The organism is Solidesulfovibrio fructosivorans JJ], from assembly GCF_000179555.1.
Lineage (GTDB): Bacteria > Desulfobacterota > Desulfovibrionia > Desulfovibrionales > Desulfovibrionaceae > Solidesulfovibrio > Solidesulfovibrio fructosivorans.
The window spans coordinates 171,241-187,616 of the sequence record NZ_AECZ01000001.1; the positions used below are offsets into that span (position 1 = coordinate 171,241).

Consider the following 16,376-nt stretch of genomic DNA (forward strand, 5'->3'; position numbering starts at 1 on the left):
ACGGACCAGTCGATGCCGGCCCACATGAAGGACGGGCAATCTCGTTCAGCGTTGGAGCAAACACTAATAAAACAACACTTGAACATCCTGAGATAATTTTTCTTTGGGAGAGGCGTCTGTGACTACACGATCCGGAAACATTTTAGACAACTCACCCTGGATGCTTTTGACAATATTTTCCCCTCGTTTATCATATATTATACGGATTGTGTTTTTGGCCATTTTGTCTCCTGACTCTTCAAGGGAGGAAAGGATATTCGAAGACTGAAACCCCTGCTTTGTCAATAAAGATGTGGCAGACTGTGAGTCTGTTAATTGTCCATCAACATGATATACAAAGACTTTGTAGTTCGAATTGCTTGCAATTTCATTAAGTTGGGCTACAGCGGTCTGTATTTTTTTATCTGTGCCGGACTGTTCAAGGCCTTGCGCTGTTGACTTTGTTAAACTAGAGGTGACGTCCAGTTGACGCTTGGCACTACTAATCTTGCCATCAATATTCTGAAGGGATTCTTCTATTTCTTTTGTTTTTTTGTTTAAGGTCATAGACAACTTGCCTATAGTCGATTTTGTTTCATCGTCAAATGCCTCTATCGAACTCCTTATTTTCTCCATTCTTTTATGGGCATCTTCTGCGGCTATTTCAGCTTTAAGAGCGGCATTTGATGCTTGTAGTGTTGCAGTTTCAATCCCAGACATTCTTTCTTTCATCATGCTTGTGAAGATTTCTTTCACCATGAATGTCAATCCAAATAAAGAAATGATCGTAACAACAATACCCCATAATTTGAATTTTTTAAACGCCCAATTTTCTATGTCATATTTGATTTCCTCCAGTATTTTAACTCTAAGGACACGTTCATATTCATCGAGTGACATTCCAATTCTTTTTTCTTGATCGTTAGCCTCGGACATGGTGATCTTCCTTTGTTAAGTTTTGTTTCTTAAATAAACTCTGATAATAAGTTAGTTGTGGTGGTGCTGGTGTATGAGCCTCCACGAGGAGGATACCACTGTCGGATATTATATCAACTATAAAATATAAAAATACAATAAAAAAATCAGCAAACGATTACAAATAGATATCAAAACGAGACAAGGGCGTGTGGGAAGGTTGGCTTATTGACCGATGGTCCGCTGGATGCGGATGACGACACCATCAAAATCCTGACGCAACTCATGTTCCCAGATACGTAGCACCTGCCAGCCGGCCGCTGCCAGTTGTGCAGTGACCTCGGCATCACGGGAGACGTTGCGGGAAATCTTTCTTTCCCAGAAATCATGATTTGTTTTCGGCATCCGGAAATGTTCCGGACAGCGATGCCAGAAGCAGCCATCGACAAAGATGGCAAGCCGGCGTGAGACGAAAACGATGTCGGGCCTTCCGGGCAGATTGTGCCCGATGCGGTAACGGAGGCCGAGGCTCCAAAGCTTTTTCCGGAGCAGTAATTCGGGCTTTGTGTTCCTGCCCTTGTTGGCGGCCATGCAACGCCGGCGCTGTTCCTCTGTGAGGACATCGGTCCGTTCGTCGCTTTCGGCCACGGTCATTCCTCGTCATCATCGGACAGACTGATCGGAATTTCATCACCGAAGGGCAGGGACTCCGGAGCGATGGACACGCCGTCCGGGGTGACACCGGCCGGCAGATCTCCGAACACCCGGATCAAAGAGGTCGCGAAACCCGACAGGTCTCCGGCGATGCGGAGTCTGGCAGTCCCTTCTTCCAGGCCGTAAATCCGGTAGAGGTCATAACGCCGGCCCTCGTCGGCCATTTCCAGAAGCTCGGCCATGGAAACGTGCAGGGGGCGCTCGAACGGCCCGGTGGTGGATTTGACATCCAGACGGATTTCATTGCCGGCTGCATCCACGAGGGTGAAGTCGTAGGGTGCGACAGCGTTGGCATCGGAAATCCAGGTATATTCCCTGACCAGGCCGGCCCGCTTCTGCTGTCCGAGCCAGGCGTCAATGAGCGCCTCCCCGTCACGGCCGAGCGTCTCGGCATTCTGTCGGGCACGCTGCAATGTCTCCCGGGTCATCATGGTGCCGGAACGACGGCGGAACAGCCGTTCCGTACCTTCAACCCCTCCCAGGGCGGCGTCCTCGATCGCCCCTCCCAGGGTGAACTCCTGGGCCGGGTGATCATCCGGCAGCGCGGCCATGTCGATCAGGGTTTCCAGTTCAGGGGCCGTGAAAGGAACCATCCGTTTGGGGCCGAGACGATTTTCCAGGAGGGCATGAAGCGGGGCATCTGCCGCAATCGCGGCAGCGACAAAGAGAAGACGGGCGGAAGTGGGGATGATGTCGCCTGAGAAGTCAAAGATGACAAAATCGCCCTGGGCAAGAGGGTCGAATCGGTCCGCCGTGACAGCCGTCGGGATGATCTCGCCGTTGAGCCGCCAGTTTTTGTAGCTGCCGCCCTTGATGATCTTGCGCTGCAGCCGCAAAGCCCCATGAAGTCCCGGACCAAGAAGCAGGAGATCCAGGCCGAGATAGCCGGCCTTTCCCTCCTCGGTCTCGGGCAGCGCGGGGAACAGCTGCTTGACGAAGACATCGGCATTCAGATTGATGGATTTCTGCTTTCCCGCGTGTTGGAAGGCCAAATGGTGCTGAAAGATCGTCAGGTCCGAACGGGTCAGGCGTTTCAGGGCGATTTTACCGGACACTTCAGCCTCGCAGGGTTTTGAGCATGATTTCCGCCAAGGCCTTGGCCATAAGCGGGGGGACGGCGTTGCCGATCTGGCGGAAGCCGGGGTTCATCGGGCCGACGAACACGAATCCGTCCGGGAAGGACTGGAGCCTTGCGGCCTCGCGTACGGATATGGTCCTGGCCTGCCGGCTGTCGTAATGGATATGGGAATAGCTGTCCTTCCCCAGGTGGGCCATCAGGGTCCGGGCGGGGCAGTCCGCCTCCATCTTGCGCCATTTGTTGGGGAACTTGTCGGGGTCGTAAGGAGGAACGGTACCCTTCCAGAGTTGCATGTATTCTTTTGAATTCTTGGTGGGAGCAAGCCCTTTGGCCTGGAGAGCGGCAAGCTTTTCGTTGAACAGCGCAATCGCGTGCCGGTGGGCCTCCGGGTACTGGTCGCCGGGCCGCATCCTGGCGAAGATGGCGTAGTCGCGCGGCAGGAAGCGTATGACGTGGTCGGAGATTCCAACGCTGCTTTCAAAGCCCGGCCAGGAGCGCATGAGTCTCCCGTAATCCGTTATGGGGCGGGATTCATCATAGGGCAACAGGCTGTCGAAGCGGCGGGGACCCTTTTTCAGCTTTCCGTTCAGGTGGCCGGTGATGGGCGGCAGGTCCTGCAGCGCCTCCCTGGCCGTAACCGCGGGTGGCAGATGGGGACCTCGTTCGGGCGTTGGCAGGAAGCGCGATTTGTTGTCCAGGAGGCTTAATACGCCGTTGCCGTTATCGGGCAGATACTTGAGCGCGACCTGTCTGGAGCCCTCGTAGCCCCTGGGGAGTTCATGCCGGCGGGTCGGTTCGGGAAAACGAATCCGCTCCGCAATGCCGGCGGCATAGCCGATAAGAAAGGCCCGTTCGCGCATCTCGGGAACGCCGTAATGCACGGAATTGAGCAAGGTGTAGCCGCAGGTGTAGCCCAGTTCCTCCAGGACCTCGCAAATTTCCTCGTAGATGTTGTGGCCACCGTGGTTGAGGACGTCAGGTACGTTTTCCACGAGAAGGGCCACAGGTTTGAGCTGTTTGATGAACTCCAGGTAGCGCAGGTAGAGGTTGCTGCGGGGGTCCTTAATGAAGGCGTGGGGATGTTCGGCCACTTCCCGCAGCTTGGCCCGGCCGACGCGGGCGAAGGCTTGGCAGGGGGGGCCGCCGACGACGACGTCGATGGCCTCTTCCGGTTCCGGACAGCCCATTTCAAGCATGAAGGAATGGGGTTCGGTCTTGACGATGTCCCGGCTTTGGGCGTGGCGTTTTTTGTCCTCACCTTCCAGGTCCGGGTAGAAGTTCAGGGCATGGGATGCGGCGGCAACAGGGTCCATTTCAATGGCGGCGCGCAGCTCATAGCCGGCGGTCCTGAATCCCAGGGAGATGCCGCCGCAGCCGGCAAAGAGATCCAGGACACGGGGAGAAGCGCCGGCGCGAAGGCGATCAATTTTTTGTTGGATAATCGGGTACATCCAGGAGTCTCCGGGGACACAGCCGGGGGCGGAATGGCTGGTCCTGATCCGGAAGTCGGATAGCATCGGGGAAGGCCGGAGTCAAAACGTGGCGCAGGGGACCGGCAGGCCACAGGGACGGATGATCTGATCAGCCACGCTTTGACTCGTCAGCCTGTGCCCGGGTACCAGGATAGCCAGGCCGCAGCCGAGGGGAAAAACTTCCAACAGTGGGCATATCCGATGCGATTCGACGAATTGGTGGACTTTCTCGAACACAGGATGACGATGCAGCATATCTACCAGCCGCTGCTGATTCGTTCGCTGGTGGATGCCGGGGGATCGGCGACCATCCGGCAACTGGCGCTGGCCTTTCTGGGGCAGGACGAGAGCCAGATTGTTTTTTATGAGCGGAAGATCAAGGAGATGCCGCTCAAGGTGCTGCGGCGGCACGGGGTGGTGGCGTCGCACGGCGAACTGGTGGAGCTGACGGCGGGGCGGCTTTCCTTTGAGGAGAAGACCCAGATCCGCATGCTCTGCGACCGTAAGCTTCAGGAGTACATGCTCAAGCGGGGCCTGGGTATCTGGGAATATCGGATGCTGGAGACCGAGCCCGTGCCCGGGAGTCTGCGCAATCGGGTCCTGGCGGAATCAGGCGGCCGGTGCGCGCTGTGCGGGGCCACGAACAAGGACCGCCCCCTGGACGTGGACCATATCAAGCCCCGGTCCAAGGGCGGCAAGAACGAATACGCCAACCTGCAGGTGCTTTGCTCCCGCTGCAACAGGGCCAAAGGGAACAAGGAGGACACGGACTATCGCCCCCTTGTGCGTGAGGAGGCGGTTCCTGGTTGCCCGTTCTGCTTTGAGGCCATCGAAAGCCGGATCGTAGAGGCGTATGATTCCGTGGTGGCCATTCCGGACGGCTTTCCGGTGACCGCCGGACACCTGCTCGTCATCACAAAGCGCCATACGCCGGACTGGTTTTCCATGTCCCAGGCAGAGCGCAACGACGCCGACAGTCTGCTGCGGATACTCAGGAACCGGCTAAGCGAGGACGACCGCAGCATCACCGGCTTCAACATCGGCATGAACGCCGGCGCATCTGCCGGGCAGACCGTGTTTCATGTGCATATCCATCTCATCCCGAGACGGGACGGAGATACGGAGCATCCACGCGGCGGGGTAAGAGGGGTGATTCCGGGGAAGATGGGCTATTAGCAGAAAAAAGTATGCCGGTTCTGTGTTACGCTAGACAGTAGTTCAGAAAAGAAAGCAATTCGCAGTTGGCAATTTCTACTCTGGGGTCCCTCAACTAAAAATACCGCAGGACCATGTTGATTGGAAAGGGGGGGGCGATGGCATGCAACAGTCCCGTTGCTATTCGTGACAGCTTAATGCTTTATTGGTTTTAAAATGGACAGCCAATCAAAAGTTTTTAAAAATTTGTATGAATTGTTTTTAGACTGACTCTTCGTCAAGAAAAAGGCCTATGGTTTTATTTTTTCGAATTTTTTCTTTTAAGGTATTTCTTGCTGATAGAGGGAAAGATGAAAGCTTAGAATCTATATGGACAAAAGCATCGCTAATAGTTGTTTTTTTGGCAATTAATTGGGATTGAGCACTTATCAAGAAAAAATAAAACTGAGATTTTTCGTTAATATATTTTCCCAGCTGAGTTAATGTTTCTTCCATACACAAAATATCGTCAAAAAAGTTGCAAATTCTGAATTTGTTAATTAGTGGATAAGTTGATTCTGGATGTTGTGATATTGTATCATTAATTATGTCGAGCGAAGCTGCTTTGTCTTTTAAATAAAAAGCTTGATATAAAGCATGCATTGAAGCATTCATTTCCTTGGCTTTCTCTAGTGCAACATTGTCCATGGCTTTAAATAATTCTTGTATTTCAGCATCGATGGCGTCGGCTCTGTCTTGGTGAACTAAACAATTGAAATAAGCTTGTATGTAGAAAGGATTTGTTTTTTCGGCTTGGTAAACCTGGGTTGCAAGAATAAGTGCTTGGTCAAATTCCTCAAGAGATATAAGCGCGCCAACAAGTTCATTTTTTGCAGGCAAAAATCTACTGTTTATTTCTAAAACTTTTTCAAAACAACTTATTGCATCGGCATATCTTCGCATGTGTCTATAGTAGAATCCCTTAATAAAACTATGTTCCGGTTCAGATAGTTTCTGGACTTCTGAAAGGCATTTAGTGTTTCGAGTGCGCGCCAAAGAAAGGCATAAGTAATAGCGAATTTTGTCAACAATATTTTTTTCAATTTGTTGTGGTCCTCTTAGTACTTTATTTGCCAGGGTTATGACATCGTTATATCTTTTCCCTCTGTCGTAAAGATCTTTGATTACACGTATAAAATGTGAAGGTATCAAGAATTTTGATTGAAAATTTATATCGTCTTTTAGCTTTTCTTTTAATGAAAAAAAATAGTCGGCCAAGTCGAAATTTTCTTCTTTGATAGTGTCTATGAATTCATCGACATGTTTCTTTATGCGTTCATGAAATTCGTGTGGCACGTCAATCCTATGCCGTAATACATAGTCACGAATTATATCACTGACTTTGATATATTCTTTGTTCGCACCTATGTGTTCGCACACTGAGTCGTTAAAAAAGTCAGACAATGCCTGCTTATAATCACTTTTCCCATCGACCAATACATCTAGAAGATTGTAGTCAATGAAATCAAACTTTGATAAAACAGCAAGCAGATCAAAATGCCTTGTAGTATAGTGTTGGAAAAGTAAAAAAGCTTTTTCTCTGCTGAAATTCACTATTTGGTAGGATTGTTGTTTTGCCTTTATTATGCCTTCTTTATTTATCAAGTCTACAGTGAAATATACTTGGCCTGGATATCCAAATTGAAGGTCTAAAAAGTGCTTAAACTCTTCTTTGGGGAGCTCCAGGTGGGTAAATCGAGCGTATTTTCCTAATAATTTTTTCCTGTCGTCGTATGACAACTCGGGAATATGGATATGAAACAAGTGGTCTAGGTTCCGATATGTTGAATAACTGATTTTATATGAAGAAAGAATGCATATCACAATCGAGTCGATTGATTTTATATTATTGAGTAATTTTAAGAACCAGTCGGTAATGGTATTGTTTCTTGATACTATTGCCAAGTGATCTGATATGAAAAGTATTTCCCGGCATTTTTTAATATCAACGAGTAGCCTTGATAAAAGGTCAATTTTCTCTTCTTTGGCCATCGATGAAAGATTCCCGATGCTGTTAGTATCAGAAAATCCCAGGTTTTCAATTTTCAAGATCAGGTCGTCGATGCTGTCAAGTTCGCCCATGTCGATGAGGGGGGGCAGGTAAGAGTGTTTGATAAGATCAAGCTTTCGTATACAATGTTTTAAAAAAGATGATCTCCCGATTTCTTTCCAGCCCGATGCTATGATACAGACTGGCTTTGTTCTGTCGTAATCATATATACGCTGCTCAAATTCTTCAATCGATTCGTTTCTTCCGACAAAAAATTGCTCTCTGTCTTTTTGCATGGGGTTGTCTTCCCAAAGTAATTCTCTAATCTTTTGTTCAATTCTGCGTGCAGCTAGCTTGGGCCGTAAGATGGGCTTGATATTGTATTCTGCACGCATCCAGTTCGGTATTCTGGCGTCAGTGTAGTCAATATCTTTGTCGATAATTATAGGAAAAATTTTCCTCAAAGTCCCCTTGGAAAGGTTGTCTTTTGCTAATTGCAATTCAGTTTTTACCCAATTAGAGTTAAGCGCTGAATTTGATAAAAAAATAACAAAAATTTGTGAGCTTTCTAGTGTTGAAATGATTTCATCAAGTGACTTCATCCCCTCTTCAAATGTGTATTCATCATAGACACAGTAATCGTGACCAAGATTGTCCGCAACGATCTTAACGTATCGAATTTTGTCCGAACTGCTGTGTGATAAGAAACACTTTATCATTGGAAAAACCTTGTACTTTGCTGATGTTTGCTAGGTATGATTTGGAAATATTTGCCTAGTGCTATTCAATATTTTCCTTTACGGAAAGTTTATTGAATTTCATAGAGAAATACAGTGATAAATTCATTATAACCTTTCCCAAAAACTGCCCCATCTTTCAGAGCCTTGTCCGGATCCTTCGCATGCAGGCCGCAGCTCTTGGTACACAATATAACAATTTAATTGTTTCGCATTTCTTCGTGGAGGTGCTGGTGTATTTAGCTACAGGTTTTTGTGTCTAGTTTATATGGTCATACACCAAAGGTGGCTTTTATTCGTTTTGATTTATTTAGATATAGCAGCCAGGCAATGCCAAATGAAAGAGATAGTATGAATTGAACTCCAGATGTATTTATGAAGAAATCAATTCCAAGGTTTAGGGCCTTATACATGAGGATTGGGTAGATACAGTTGATAATTATCGTGGCGACAATATATGCTTTTGCGTAGGCTATTCCTTTTTTGTTTCTTCTATAAATATAAATAACGGCTGTAATCCCTGTAAATAGCAAGGCGTAGGAAAAATAAAAGAGTGTTGTGATTATGTATTTTGCTTTGATAAGTGCTAAAGTTGTCGTCTGTATTTTGAAAAAACTCGGGTGATCTGGAGAAACACTTTGCGATAATTGTTTGTACTTTATTAGTAACTCGTTGAATTTGCCGCTGGCTTCTCCAAATTTCCCAAGAGTAAGGAGTGGCGACAAAACCAGAACGACACAAAGAAACGCTAGCCAGCCTTTGATGCCGTAATATTTTGATGAATAATCTGGATGTGAAAAGACAGTTCCATTTACTTTATGGGAATCATTTTCGCCTAATGGTGTTGTTAAAAATTCTTTTGCATACGTGTTGCCAAATTTAGCAGCAGTTCGAATATCAGCAACTCCATTTTCTTTTTTGTTTGTTTTTAAATAGCAAACTCCACGTCCGAACAATGCTTCGTTGTTGGTGCTGTCTGTCTGGAGGACTTTGTTGAAACAACTAAAGGCATTGGTGAAATCATTGAGTTCACAATAATCTGTTCCTGCAGATATTAATGAGTCTATTGTAGGCTTGTCCACGATATCCTCAGTGAAATACAATTAGCTGAATAGGTTTATACGTTATGTCCTCTCCCCAAATTTCGCCCCATATTCCTGCACCTTGCTGGGAATCTTCGCTTGCAGGCCGCGATCCTTGGCCACCCCGTATCCCTTCGTCTTCCTCTCGCCAGCACACATTTCATCACGATAGCATAAACGCCGTCAACAAGCTGCCTTACTCCGCCTTACCGTTGGCCGGGGTTTCGTAGCTCTTAAATGTCGCCATGATGCGATCCGCGTACTTGAAAATGTCGTTCAGACTTTCCAGGGCAACGCGTTCTTCCTTTTTGGCTGCATCGAACAAGCCGAGGTATTTCGTTGAACCGTTCAAGTGGAGCCGGCAAATCGGCTTCCGGTTCGTGTCGTCCAGCAGCACGCCCATGTAGCCTTGCGTATCACGCGCCGCGATGCGGGCAGGGTCGCAGCATTCCCGGAGGATCGCCTTGACGGTCAGATAGCCTTCGATTTCTTCCTGCGTCGTTTCGATCTTCGACTTGGCAGGCTGCTCCGGCACCGCTTCTGTGGGGGGCTCGGCAGCCGGGGTGGTCACGGTCATCGCGCCCTTCAGGCGCTCGTTGATGCGTTCGTCGATGAGCTTGGCGAACGCGCGCTTGATGATCGGTGTGAACTGCTCCTTTACGGCGGCAGTCATGCGGCCCGTATAGACCCGGCCAATGAAGAAACGGGCGAAATCCTCGGATGGGGTATCGAGCTCACTGGTCAGCAGCTTCTTGATCTCCCGTGTGTACTTGAGTTCCATGGCACAGGAGAGGGTCTGCTCCAGGTCGAACTGGGCCTTGGTCATCTTCTTGAGCTCGGGGACCAGGGACAGGTCGAGGTCTTCCAGGTCGACGATCATGAACGGCCTGTCGTCCATCTTATTGGGTTCGTCCAGGTCGGTGAAAAAGTGGAATCGCGCGCCGTCAGTAAGCAACGCCACGCGGCAGGCGGTCACGGAAAAATAGCGGTAGAGCTGACCAGAAGCCTGGGACAGGTCGGCTCCATATTGTTTGACTTCGATTATGAAGATCGGCTGTTCATTGAGGCAGATGGCATAGTCGACTTTCTCGCCTTTCTTGATGCCGTGGTCAGCGGTAAACTCCGGGACCACTTCCTTTGGGTTGAACACGTCATAGCCGAGCGTCTGTAAGAACGGCATGACAAGGGCTGTCTTGGTCGCCTCCTCGTTGCCGAGGTGGTCTTTGAGCTTGCCAGTACGGTTCACAAGTTCCTGGATTTGGTCAATGAAGTCCACGCCATTCTCCTTGCTACTGAATAGTCCCCTTAGGTGTCTTTCCCGAAGTCAGACCCGGGCTCATGGACGTTATTATATCCAGGATCGGCCGGAGGTTCGGCCGTCGCGTAGCTACTTTTCGGGGCGCGGGTTTTGCCCATGGCGATGGCTTCGATGCCATCGATGATCCGTTCGGGCACCGCGCCCAACTCCTGCATGGTCCGCTTATAGGTCAGCATCTCCCGCTGGGCGGGGGTCAACTTCTCGCTGAGTTCTTCCAATGGGATGGCCGGCGTTTCGGTCTTCCCCTGGTCACCGAGCATTTCACCTTCGCCGGTCAAGAGCCATGTCCCGTTCACATGAAAAGCGTTTACCCAGTTCGCGAGTGTACTTCTGCCGGGCTCTCTTTTGCCTGTTAAGTAGCCGCTCAGGGTTTGTTTGGTCACGCCACCTGAGAGCGCGAACTCAACATCCTTAATCTTAAGAGCCTGAATTAGCTCTCTTAAGCGTGATGCGAACTCGATTGTGTCGTCAGACTTCATCTTTTTTCCATGAAAAACGTTGACAAGAGTTCACGTTTTTAATTAGCCCCATAATTAAGCGACACGCAACGCGTCCGCTCATACCGCATCCCTGGAAGGGGAGGGCGCAAACGACAAGGAGACAACCATGCCGCAAGCAACCATGAACACCACCTCGCTGCCTTCCCCGGGGTTCAGCTTAGTAGGGAATCCCTCCGCATACATGGACATCCTCATCTGGCTATTGGCCGGTCTGCGCCAGTTTTGTGCCACCCCCGTGCACCAGAACCAACCAGGGGTAGATCCTGCGCAAATTCCGGAAAGGATGGCCTTGCACGGCTACCGGTGGATCGGGTCAGACCCGGTTTTGCGCCACCACCACGAAGGAGCCTAGCATGCCGCAAGCAACCCAAGAACTTCCGTCCGTGGACGACCTTCTTGCCGGGAAATGCCCGGAGTTCCTCAACGCCCCCCACGCTTGGCCCGTTTGGGAGCGTTTTCTCTTTGGAACGCGCGGGCTCTGCTCCGAATCAACTCCTCATTCCCAGTCATCAGGCGCACGTACCAAGCCAGTATTCCGGAAGCCTCATCGGCGAAGGCTGCTTCCAGCACGGCCTGTTCCTCCGAGGAAATCTCTTCATCCATGTTCTCCCGGCCGGATTCGGTTGCCACGACGTAATCAAGCACGTCTTCCAGGTGGGAACGAGGCTGCCCGGTCGCTTGCAGGAGCGCGCGCAGCATCAATTCGCGACGAGTCATAGCGGCATCCCCTTGGGTAGGCGGCAACCAACTGAGAGGTTATCTGATGAACGATTTTAGCGAACAAATACGCAACAAAACAAGTAGGCGTCAAGTGCGCCTGAAAGTTTTCCTTTTGGAAAACGGCATCGAAGTGAAGGGGTTGGCGGAAAAACGCGGCATCTCCCGGGGGGCGATGGGCGATGTGCTGTCCGGGCGGCGGCCGAAACGTGAACATATCGAATGGCTTGTAACGCAGGGAATCCCGGCGGACCTGCTGCCGCTCCCGGCTGTGCCCAAAAAGCGCGGCCCCAAACCGAAGCAACCGGCGATCATGTCCCCTGTCCCCGACGCGGAGGCGGCATGACCAGCGATCCCACACGCCATGGCGTGAACCGGTCACAGGCGGGGTCCGTCTCCCGGCACTCCTTTCGGGCGCGCATGCATGTCTTGATCCAGCCGGTAGGCGAAAAACGGCCGGTCAGGGTGCACACCCATTCCTCGCAGTCGGCGCATCCGGGCCCCCGGGCTGGCGGTTCCATGCCGCCACGCTGCCAGGAAGATTCCTGGCCGGCCACGAGATAGAAAGAGGCGAATCTATGGCACGCAAATTCGATTCCCTGGTCGAGGTGCTTCACGAAGACGTCCTTGACGCACCCTCCGGACTGACGCCGGGCGAAATCGGGGAGGAGCTTGGTTTCTCCCGCTACAACACGTTCATGAACCAGATTTCGCAGCAGGACGGTTTCAAGCTCGACGCCAACATGGTGTTGCCGCTGATGCGCAAGACCGGCTCGAAACGACCGCTGCACTATCTTGCGTCGCGCATGGACTGCGTGGTCATCGACCGGCCGCGCGCGGCGGCGGGGACGGACACCCTGGCCCGGCAGGCCATCAAGGCCGTGGAAGAGGTCGGGGACGTGATGCGGGTTTTTCTCGAGACGTCCGGTGACGGGGACATCAGCGCCCGGGACAAGCGCGATGTGCACAAGGAAATCTACGAAGCCGTGCAAGCCTTGATCGCTTTCGACAAGGCCCTGGAGATCGCCTGACCATGGCCGCCACGTCGACCTCTCGCCAGGGAGTGGCCGCCTCCGGGCCGCGCGAACATCCTCCGCGCGCGGCCTCGGCCGTTGGCCGGGGAGCGCTTTCCTCCCCGGCCTCTGGCGAGGCGTCGACCCGAAACGGCGTCACGGCGGACGCGTTCCCCCTCCGCGCGTTTGGCCCGGCGCGGCCGACAGTTCCCCCGTCGGCCGCGCCAGCCCCGCCAGCGCAAGCCCTTCGCATCCACGACATGCGCCAGCAAGGCGGCGCGCGGCGCATGTCGCTTTTCGACCTGCCCGAACCCGATTCGCGCCAGGGCCTCAAGCTGACGCTCACGGTCAAACAGTGGCGCGTGTTCCTGGACCCGGACAACTGGCCCCGGCCGCGTTTGGCCGTGCTCAACCTGTTCGAGGAGTACGGCCGTTTCGTGGGGCGTCCGGCCTGCGAAGTCGTTCCGGCCGCCGGGCAGGGCTGGTTCGGCCCCGGCCAGGAGCCGTGGCATCGGGCCATGGCGGCGATCCTCGCCTTCGCCCGGGAACGCACGGGGTTCGACTACAAGTACCAGGAAGGCATGAGCTACGACACGACCGCCTACTACGACGAGGAGCGGCCGTTTCTCGATTTCCCGGAAGAACCGCTGTTCATGAGCCACCAGGATTTCCCGGAGCACCTGGCCCACATGCGCTGGGACCGGACGTATTCCCTGCCCGAGCGGTTTCGGAAAGGAGCGGTGGCATGAGTGTTTCCGGCCGCGATCCGCTGCCCGGCGTGTTGCCCTTTGCGCCCGGGGACCGGGTGGGGATGCCCCAGCGGTGGCGCTCCGGTCGCTGCGCCACCTGGATCATGGCCATTGTCTGGACGGGCGAGGAATGGGCGGCGCGCTGCGCCGGCGAACGCAAACCGGTGCCGCTCGGGCTGCTGGAGCGGCGAGGAGGCGGGAAATGAGCGTCTACGAATGCCCCTACTGCGAAGCGGAATTGTCCGTTTGGGACCTTGGCACGACGGATGGCTTCATGGGGGGAGAGGACACCCAGGAACACACGATCATCTGTCCCAAGTGCCGGCGCGAAATCATCGTCGAGGTCGAGATAGAGGCGGATTATTCTCTCCGGCCGGCCAAGACCGTTTCTATGGACGGCGAAGAGGTCCCAGACATGGAATACGACATGGCCGACGTCATGCGCCACTTCGCCAAGCGCCCGGACCAGCTCTACGTGGCTCCTCATGAAATTTCCTGCGAGGTCTGCCGCCGCTCGGGCGACACGGATTGCCGCACGGCGGCGGACTACATCAAGGCCGGCTGGCGCGTGGTGGCCGAATACCCGGGCGTGCGCGCCACGTGCCCGGCCTGTCGCGGAGGCGTCCATGCGCACGCAGCTTGACCGCAAGTTTTCCGAGGCCGAGACGGCCGTGGCCGCTTTGGCCGCTGATCCGTTTTTGACCATGTCGCAACGCCATGCCCTGCGCGGCGCGCTCGGCACCATCCAGGGCGTGGCGCTCGTACGGCGTCATGCGCTGCTGCGGCTGGTCCCGTGCGGCATGATTCCCCCTGTCGATTGCCGCGAACGCCAGCTCCCGGCCGGCGACAGGGACGGAGGGCGCGACGATGCCGCGTAACCCCATGCGTCAGGAAATGAAGTTCGTCCGGACCCATACGATCATCCTCTACACCAATGCAGCCAAAACCCCGATGACCACCACGGACAGCTTTTTCCAGCGGCTCCGGGTCATCCCCCTGGCCATGGCCGAAGACCACGCCGCGCAACCGGACGAAAAGCGGGAGGGCGATCATGCAGCCTGACGCCATCGCCCTCGCCATCTTGTGGATCGTCTGGGGTTTGGCCGTGCTGGCCATCGGCGCGGCGCTCTGGATTGGCCGGCATGAGCGCGTCGTCGGCCGCCGCATCGACATCGCCCCGGAAACCGCCGCCCGGTTTGAGCGGTAAGGAGAAGACCGTGCCCGGCATGCTCGCATCATGTGTGGATTTGACCGAGATCCCGGAGGAAGGGCCCGACATGGAAGGAATCCGCGCCCTCAAGCTCCACCTGGACGCGGCCGAGGCCATGGCCGACGCCGCCCAGGCGGAAACTAGGCTGCGCCATCTGCTTGGGCGTCATGCCCTGGTGCTCCATCCCGACGCCCAGCAAGCCGCCCGCGACTGCCTGGACGCCCTGGACCGCCTGGACAACCTCGGCCGCAAGGCCCGGGCGCTGGGGGTGTAGCCATGCGCGATGCCACCCTCTCCATTCTCCGCGACGACCTGCTGGCGGCCGTCTCCCGGGCCGCATCCGCCGTAGCGGCGTCGGCCAGGAAAAACACCATAAACGGTAACGTCTGGTTCGACGCGTCCGCCAGCACGCACGGGCGGATCACCCTCACGGCCACGGACGGCACCCTGGACGTCCATTGTCGGCTGACGGCCGCTCCGGGATTCGATCCATTCCGCTGCGGCCTCCCGGCCAGGAAATCCCTGGATCTGGTTTCCCGCCTGCCGGCCGCCCCAATTATTCTTTCCCCGGACCCGGACGCCGGTATGCTGCGCCTGCGCTGTGGCCGGACCCGGGCCAGCCTGCCCATGACCGACTGGCGCTACGCGCCGACGTTGGAGCCGCTGCCGGAAACGACCCATCCCCTCGATCCGGCGCCGCTGGCCGCTGCCATTGCCGCTGCCGCGCCCTCGGCCGGTGACGAAGAGGAAGGCCTCGACCAGGTGCGCTTCACGCCTTTTGGCGAAGCCGGGGCGCTTCGGGTCGAGGCACTGGACGGGCACCAGTTCGTGCGCGTGGACGTCCCAGGGCAGGGCGGCCAACAAGGCTGGTGGCGGGCCGTGCCCGACGCCTTCGGCGTGGAGGCGCGGCGCATGGGCCCCGGCGCAAAATGGATCGAAACGGCCCGGGCCATGGCCGTCTCCGACAAGCGCCTGTTCTTCGTCGACGCCGTGGGTTGGTGGAGCCTGCCCGTGCGGCGCGGCGTCTGGGTCGAAACGGACCGGCTCATGGCCAAGGTCGAGGACGTCTACGCCGTGGATATCCGCGCCCAGGTTTTCGCCGATGCGGCCGAACGGCTGGCCATCTACCTGCCCGAGGGGAGCAAGAATATGTGCCTCACCCTCGGCCAGGGCGACGCGTCCCTCTGCCTCCCGGCCGTGCGCGGCTTCGAGCCGTTGGAAACGCTGGCCGGTTCGGTTCCGCAAACCCTCCGCGTTATCGTTCCCGGCGTGGAGTTCGGACGGTTCCTGCGCCGCGCGCCGTCGGAAACGGTCCGGCTCTGCTGCGGCGGCCCGGTCCACCCCATCGGTGTTTTTCCGCTCCACGACGGCGGGAAGATCAGGGAAGGCTGGACCGGGATTTTCATCGGCTGCGAGGATGACGTCGCGGCCTACACCAGCGAGGAGGCGGCGGCATGAAAGCCGTCGCCCAGGCCCGGGCCGAACGCCGCTACGTCAGGAAGCGTTGGCGGCGCTGCGCCCGGTGCGTCTATTTCCGCTCGCTCAATGGCCATGGGAACAACGTTTGTTCCCTGGACGGCGCGCCAACGCCGAAGACGGCGTATTGCAAAGAATTCACACCGACAAGGAGGCCGGAATGCAACCCCGTGAACTGACCCAGGAAGAGCGTGATTGGATCGACGATTGGCTGCCGCGCCTCCCCATGCGG

At 54.6% G+C, this 16,376-nt stretch carries 22 protein-coding genes; 13 read left to right on the forward strand and 9 right to left on the reverse strand.

All coding sequences use genetic code 11. From position 1 onward, the window contains the following. Positions 1-63 precede the first annotated feature (63 nt). The 4 genes from DESFRDRAFT_RS21705 to DESFRDRAFT_RS00830 form a co-directional block, all read right to left on the reverse strand. A complete protein-coding gene (locus DESFRDRAFT_RS21705; RefSeq protein ID WP_005990191.1) occupies positions 64-915 on the reverse strand; it encodes an ATP synthase subunit B family protein in 852 nt (283 codons plus the stop codon). Positions 916-1,119: 204 nt separating this feature from the next. Then, entirely contained in the window at positions 1,120-1,548 is a 429-nt protein-coding gene (locus DESFRDRAFT_RS00820) for a very short patch repair endonuclease (protein WP_005990193.1), read from the reverse strand. Next, positions 1,545-2,663: a protein NO VEIN domain-containing protein gene (locus DESFRDRAFT_RS00825; protein ID WP_005990195.1), complete on the reverse strand. Its 1,119-nt coding sequence runs from the start codon at positions 2,661-2,663 to the stop codon at positions 1,545-1,547. The genes DESFRDRAFT_RS00820 and DESFRDRAFT_RS00825 overlap by 4 nt, the downstream gene beginning before the upstream one ends. A gap of 1 nt (position 2,664) precedes the next feature. Beyond that, a complete protein-coding gene (locus tag DESFRDRAFT_RS00830) occupies positions 2,665-4,137 on the reverse strand; it encodes a DNA cytosine methyltransferase (protein WP_005990197.1) in 1,473 nt (490 codons plus the stop codon). A gap of 267 nt (positions 4,138-4,404) precedes the next feature. Between DESFRDRAFT_RS00830 and DESFRDRAFT_RS00835 the strand changes: the two genes are divergently transcribed. Continuing rightward, positions 4,405-5,334: an HIT family protein gene (locus tag DESFRDRAFT_RS00835; RefSeq protein WP_005990198.1), complete on the forward strand. Its 930-nt coding sequence runs from the start codon at positions 4,405-4,407 to the stop codon at positions 5,332-5,334. A gap of 240 nt (positions 5,335-5,574) precedes the next feature. Here the strand turns inward: DESFRDRAFT_RS00835 and DESFRDRAFT_RS20955 are convergent, their stop codons facing one another. The 4 genes from DESFRDRAFT_RS20955 to DESFRDRAFT_RS00845 form a co-directional block, all read right to left on the reverse strand. Beyond that, positions 5,575-8,061, reverse strand: coding sequence for a toll/interleukin-1 receptor domain-containing protein (locus DESFRDRAFT_RS20955; RefSeq protein ID WP_005990200.1), 2,487 nt, complete (start codon positions 8,059-8,061; stop codon positions 5,575-5,577). A gap of 290 nt (positions 8,062-8,351) precedes the next feature. Then, positions 8,352-9,161: a DUF2569 family protein gene (locus tag DESFRDRAFT_RS20960; RefSeq protein WP_005990201.1), complete on the reverse strand. Its 810-nt coding sequence runs from the start codon at positions 9,159-9,161 to the stop codon at positions 8,352-8,354. A gap of 196 nt (positions 9,162-9,357) precedes the next feature. Beyond that, positions 9,358-10,437 (reverse strand): type I restriction endonuclease, encoded by a 1,080-nt coding sequence (locus DESFRDRAFT_RS00840; RefSeq protein ID WP_005990202.1) that lies wholly within the window; start codon positions 10,435-10,437, stop codon positions 9,358-9,360. A 29-nt stretch (positions 10,438-10,466) separates the two neighbouring features. Further along, positions 10,467-10,958 (reverse strand): helix-turn-helix domain-containing protein, encoded by a 492-nt coding sequence (locus DESFRDRAFT_RS00845; protein ID WP_005990203.1) that lies wholly within the window; start codon positions 10,956-10,958, stop codon positions 10,467-10,469. A 127-nt stretch (positions 10,959-11,085) separates the two neighbouring features. On the opposite strand from DESFRDRAFT_RS00845, the gene DESFRDRAFT_RS00850 reads away from it, so the two are divergent. Then, entirely contained in the window at positions 11,086-11,331 is a 246-nt protein-coding gene (locus tag DESFRDRAFT_RS00850; RefSeq protein ID WP_005990204.1) for a hypothetical protein, read from the forward strand. Positions 11,332-11,399: 68 nt separating this feature from the next. Here the strand turns inward: DESFRDRAFT_RS00850 and DESFRDRAFT_RS00855 are convergent, their stop codons facing one another. Beyond that, positions 11,400-11,696 carry a hypothetical protein gene (locus DESFRDRAFT_RS00855; protein ID WP_005990205.1) on the reverse strand — a complete coding sequence of 99 codons (297 nt, stop codon included), beginning with the start codon at positions 11,694-11,696 and terminating at the stop codon, positions 11,400-11,402. 46 nt (positions 11,697-11,742) lie between these two features. Here DESFRDRAFT_RS00855 and DESFRDRAFT_RS00860 point away from each other — a divergent pair, with 46 nt between their 5' ends. The 11 genes from DESFRDRAFT_RS00860 (at position 11,743) to DESFRDRAFT_RS00905 (ending at position 16,323) form a co-directional block, all read left to right on the forward strand. Then, positions 11,743-12,042 carry a hypothetical protein gene (locus DESFRDRAFT_RS00860; RefSeq protein ID WP_005990207.1) on the forward strand — a complete coding sequence of 100 codons (300 nt, stop codon included), beginning with the start codon at positions 11,743-11,745 and terminating at the stop codon, positions 12,040-12,042. Between the two features lie 232 nt (positions 12,043-12,274). Continuing rightward, positions 12,275-12,727, forward strand: a complete 453-nt coding sequence (locus DESFRDRAFT_RS00865; RefSeq protein ID WP_005990208.1) for a phage regulatory CII family protein — start codon at positions 12,275-12,277, stop codon at positions 12,725-12,727. 2 nt (positions 12,728-12,729) lie between these two features. Beyond that, positions 12,730-13,458, forward strand: a complete 729-nt coding sequence (locus tag DESFRDRAFT_RS21710; protein ID WP_144004873.1) for a hypothetical protein — start codon at positions 12,730-12,732, stop codon at positions 13,456-13,458. Next, on the forward strand, positions 13,455-13,664 hold the full coding sequence (locus DESFRDRAFT_RS00875) for a hypothetical protein (RefSeq protein ID WP_005990210.1): 210 nt from the start codon (positions 13,455-13,457) through the stop codon (positions 13,662-13,664). Before DESFRDRAFT_RS21710 ends, DESFRDRAFT_RS00875 begins: the two co-directional genes overlap by 4 nt. Then, complete coding sequence (locus tag DESFRDRAFT_RS00880) at positions 13,661-14,101, forward strand: hypothetical protein (RefSeq protein WP_005990211.1); 441 nt, start codon at positions 13,661-13,663, stop codon at positions 14,099-14,101. Before DESFRDRAFT_RS00875 ends, DESFRDRAFT_RS00880 begins: the two co-directional genes overlap by 4 nt. Next, complete coding sequence (locus DESFRDRAFT_RS00885) at positions 14,085-14,336, forward strand: hypothetical protein (RefSeq protein ID WP_005990212.1); 252 nt, start codon at positions 14,085-14,087, stop codon at positions 14,334-14,336. The genes DESFRDRAFT_RS00880 and DESFRDRAFT_RS00885 overlap by 17 nt, the downstream gene beginning before the upstream one ends. Continuing rightward, positions 14,326-14,520 carry a hypothetical protein gene (locus DESFRDRAFT_RS00890; RefSeq protein WP_005990213.1) on the forward strand — a complete coding sequence of 65 codons (195 nt, stop codon included), beginning with the start codon at positions 14,326-14,328 and terminating at the stop codon, positions 14,518-14,520. The genes DESFRDRAFT_RS00885 and DESFRDRAFT_RS00890 overlap by 11 nt, the downstream gene beginning before the upstream one ends. Continuing rightward, positions 14,510-14,665, forward strand: coding sequence for a hypothetical protein (locus DESFRDRAFT_RS22460; protein ID WP_005990214.1), 156 nt, complete (start codon positions 14,510-14,512; stop codon positions 14,663-14,665). The genes DESFRDRAFT_RS00890 and DESFRDRAFT_RS22460 overlap by 11 nt, the downstream gene beginning before the upstream one ends. A gap of 19 nt (positions 14,666-14,684) precedes the next feature. Further along, positions 14,685-14,942 carry a hypothetical protein gene (locus DESFRDRAFT_RS22465; protein ID WP_158306955.1) on the forward strand — a complete coding sequence of 86 codons (258 nt, stop codon included), beginning with the start codon at positions 14,685-14,687 and terminating at the stop codon, positions 14,940-14,942. A gap of 2 nt (positions 14,943-14,944) precedes the next feature. After that, positions 14,945-16,126: a beta clamp domain-containing protein gene (locus DESFRDRAFT_RS00900; RefSeq protein WP_005990216.1), complete on the forward strand. Its 1,182-nt coding sequence runs from the start codon at positions 14,945-14,947 to the stop codon at positions 16,124-16,126. Next, positions 16,123-16,323 (forward strand): hypothetical protein, encoded by a 201-nt coding sequence (locus DESFRDRAFT_RS00905; RefSeq protein ID WP_005990217.1) that lies wholly within the window; start codon positions 16,123-16,125, stop codon positions 16,321-16,323. Before DESFRDRAFT_RS00900 ends, DESFRDRAFT_RS00905 begins: the two co-directional genes overlap by 4 nt. The last annotated feature ends 53 nt before the right edge of the window (positions 16,324-16,376 follow it).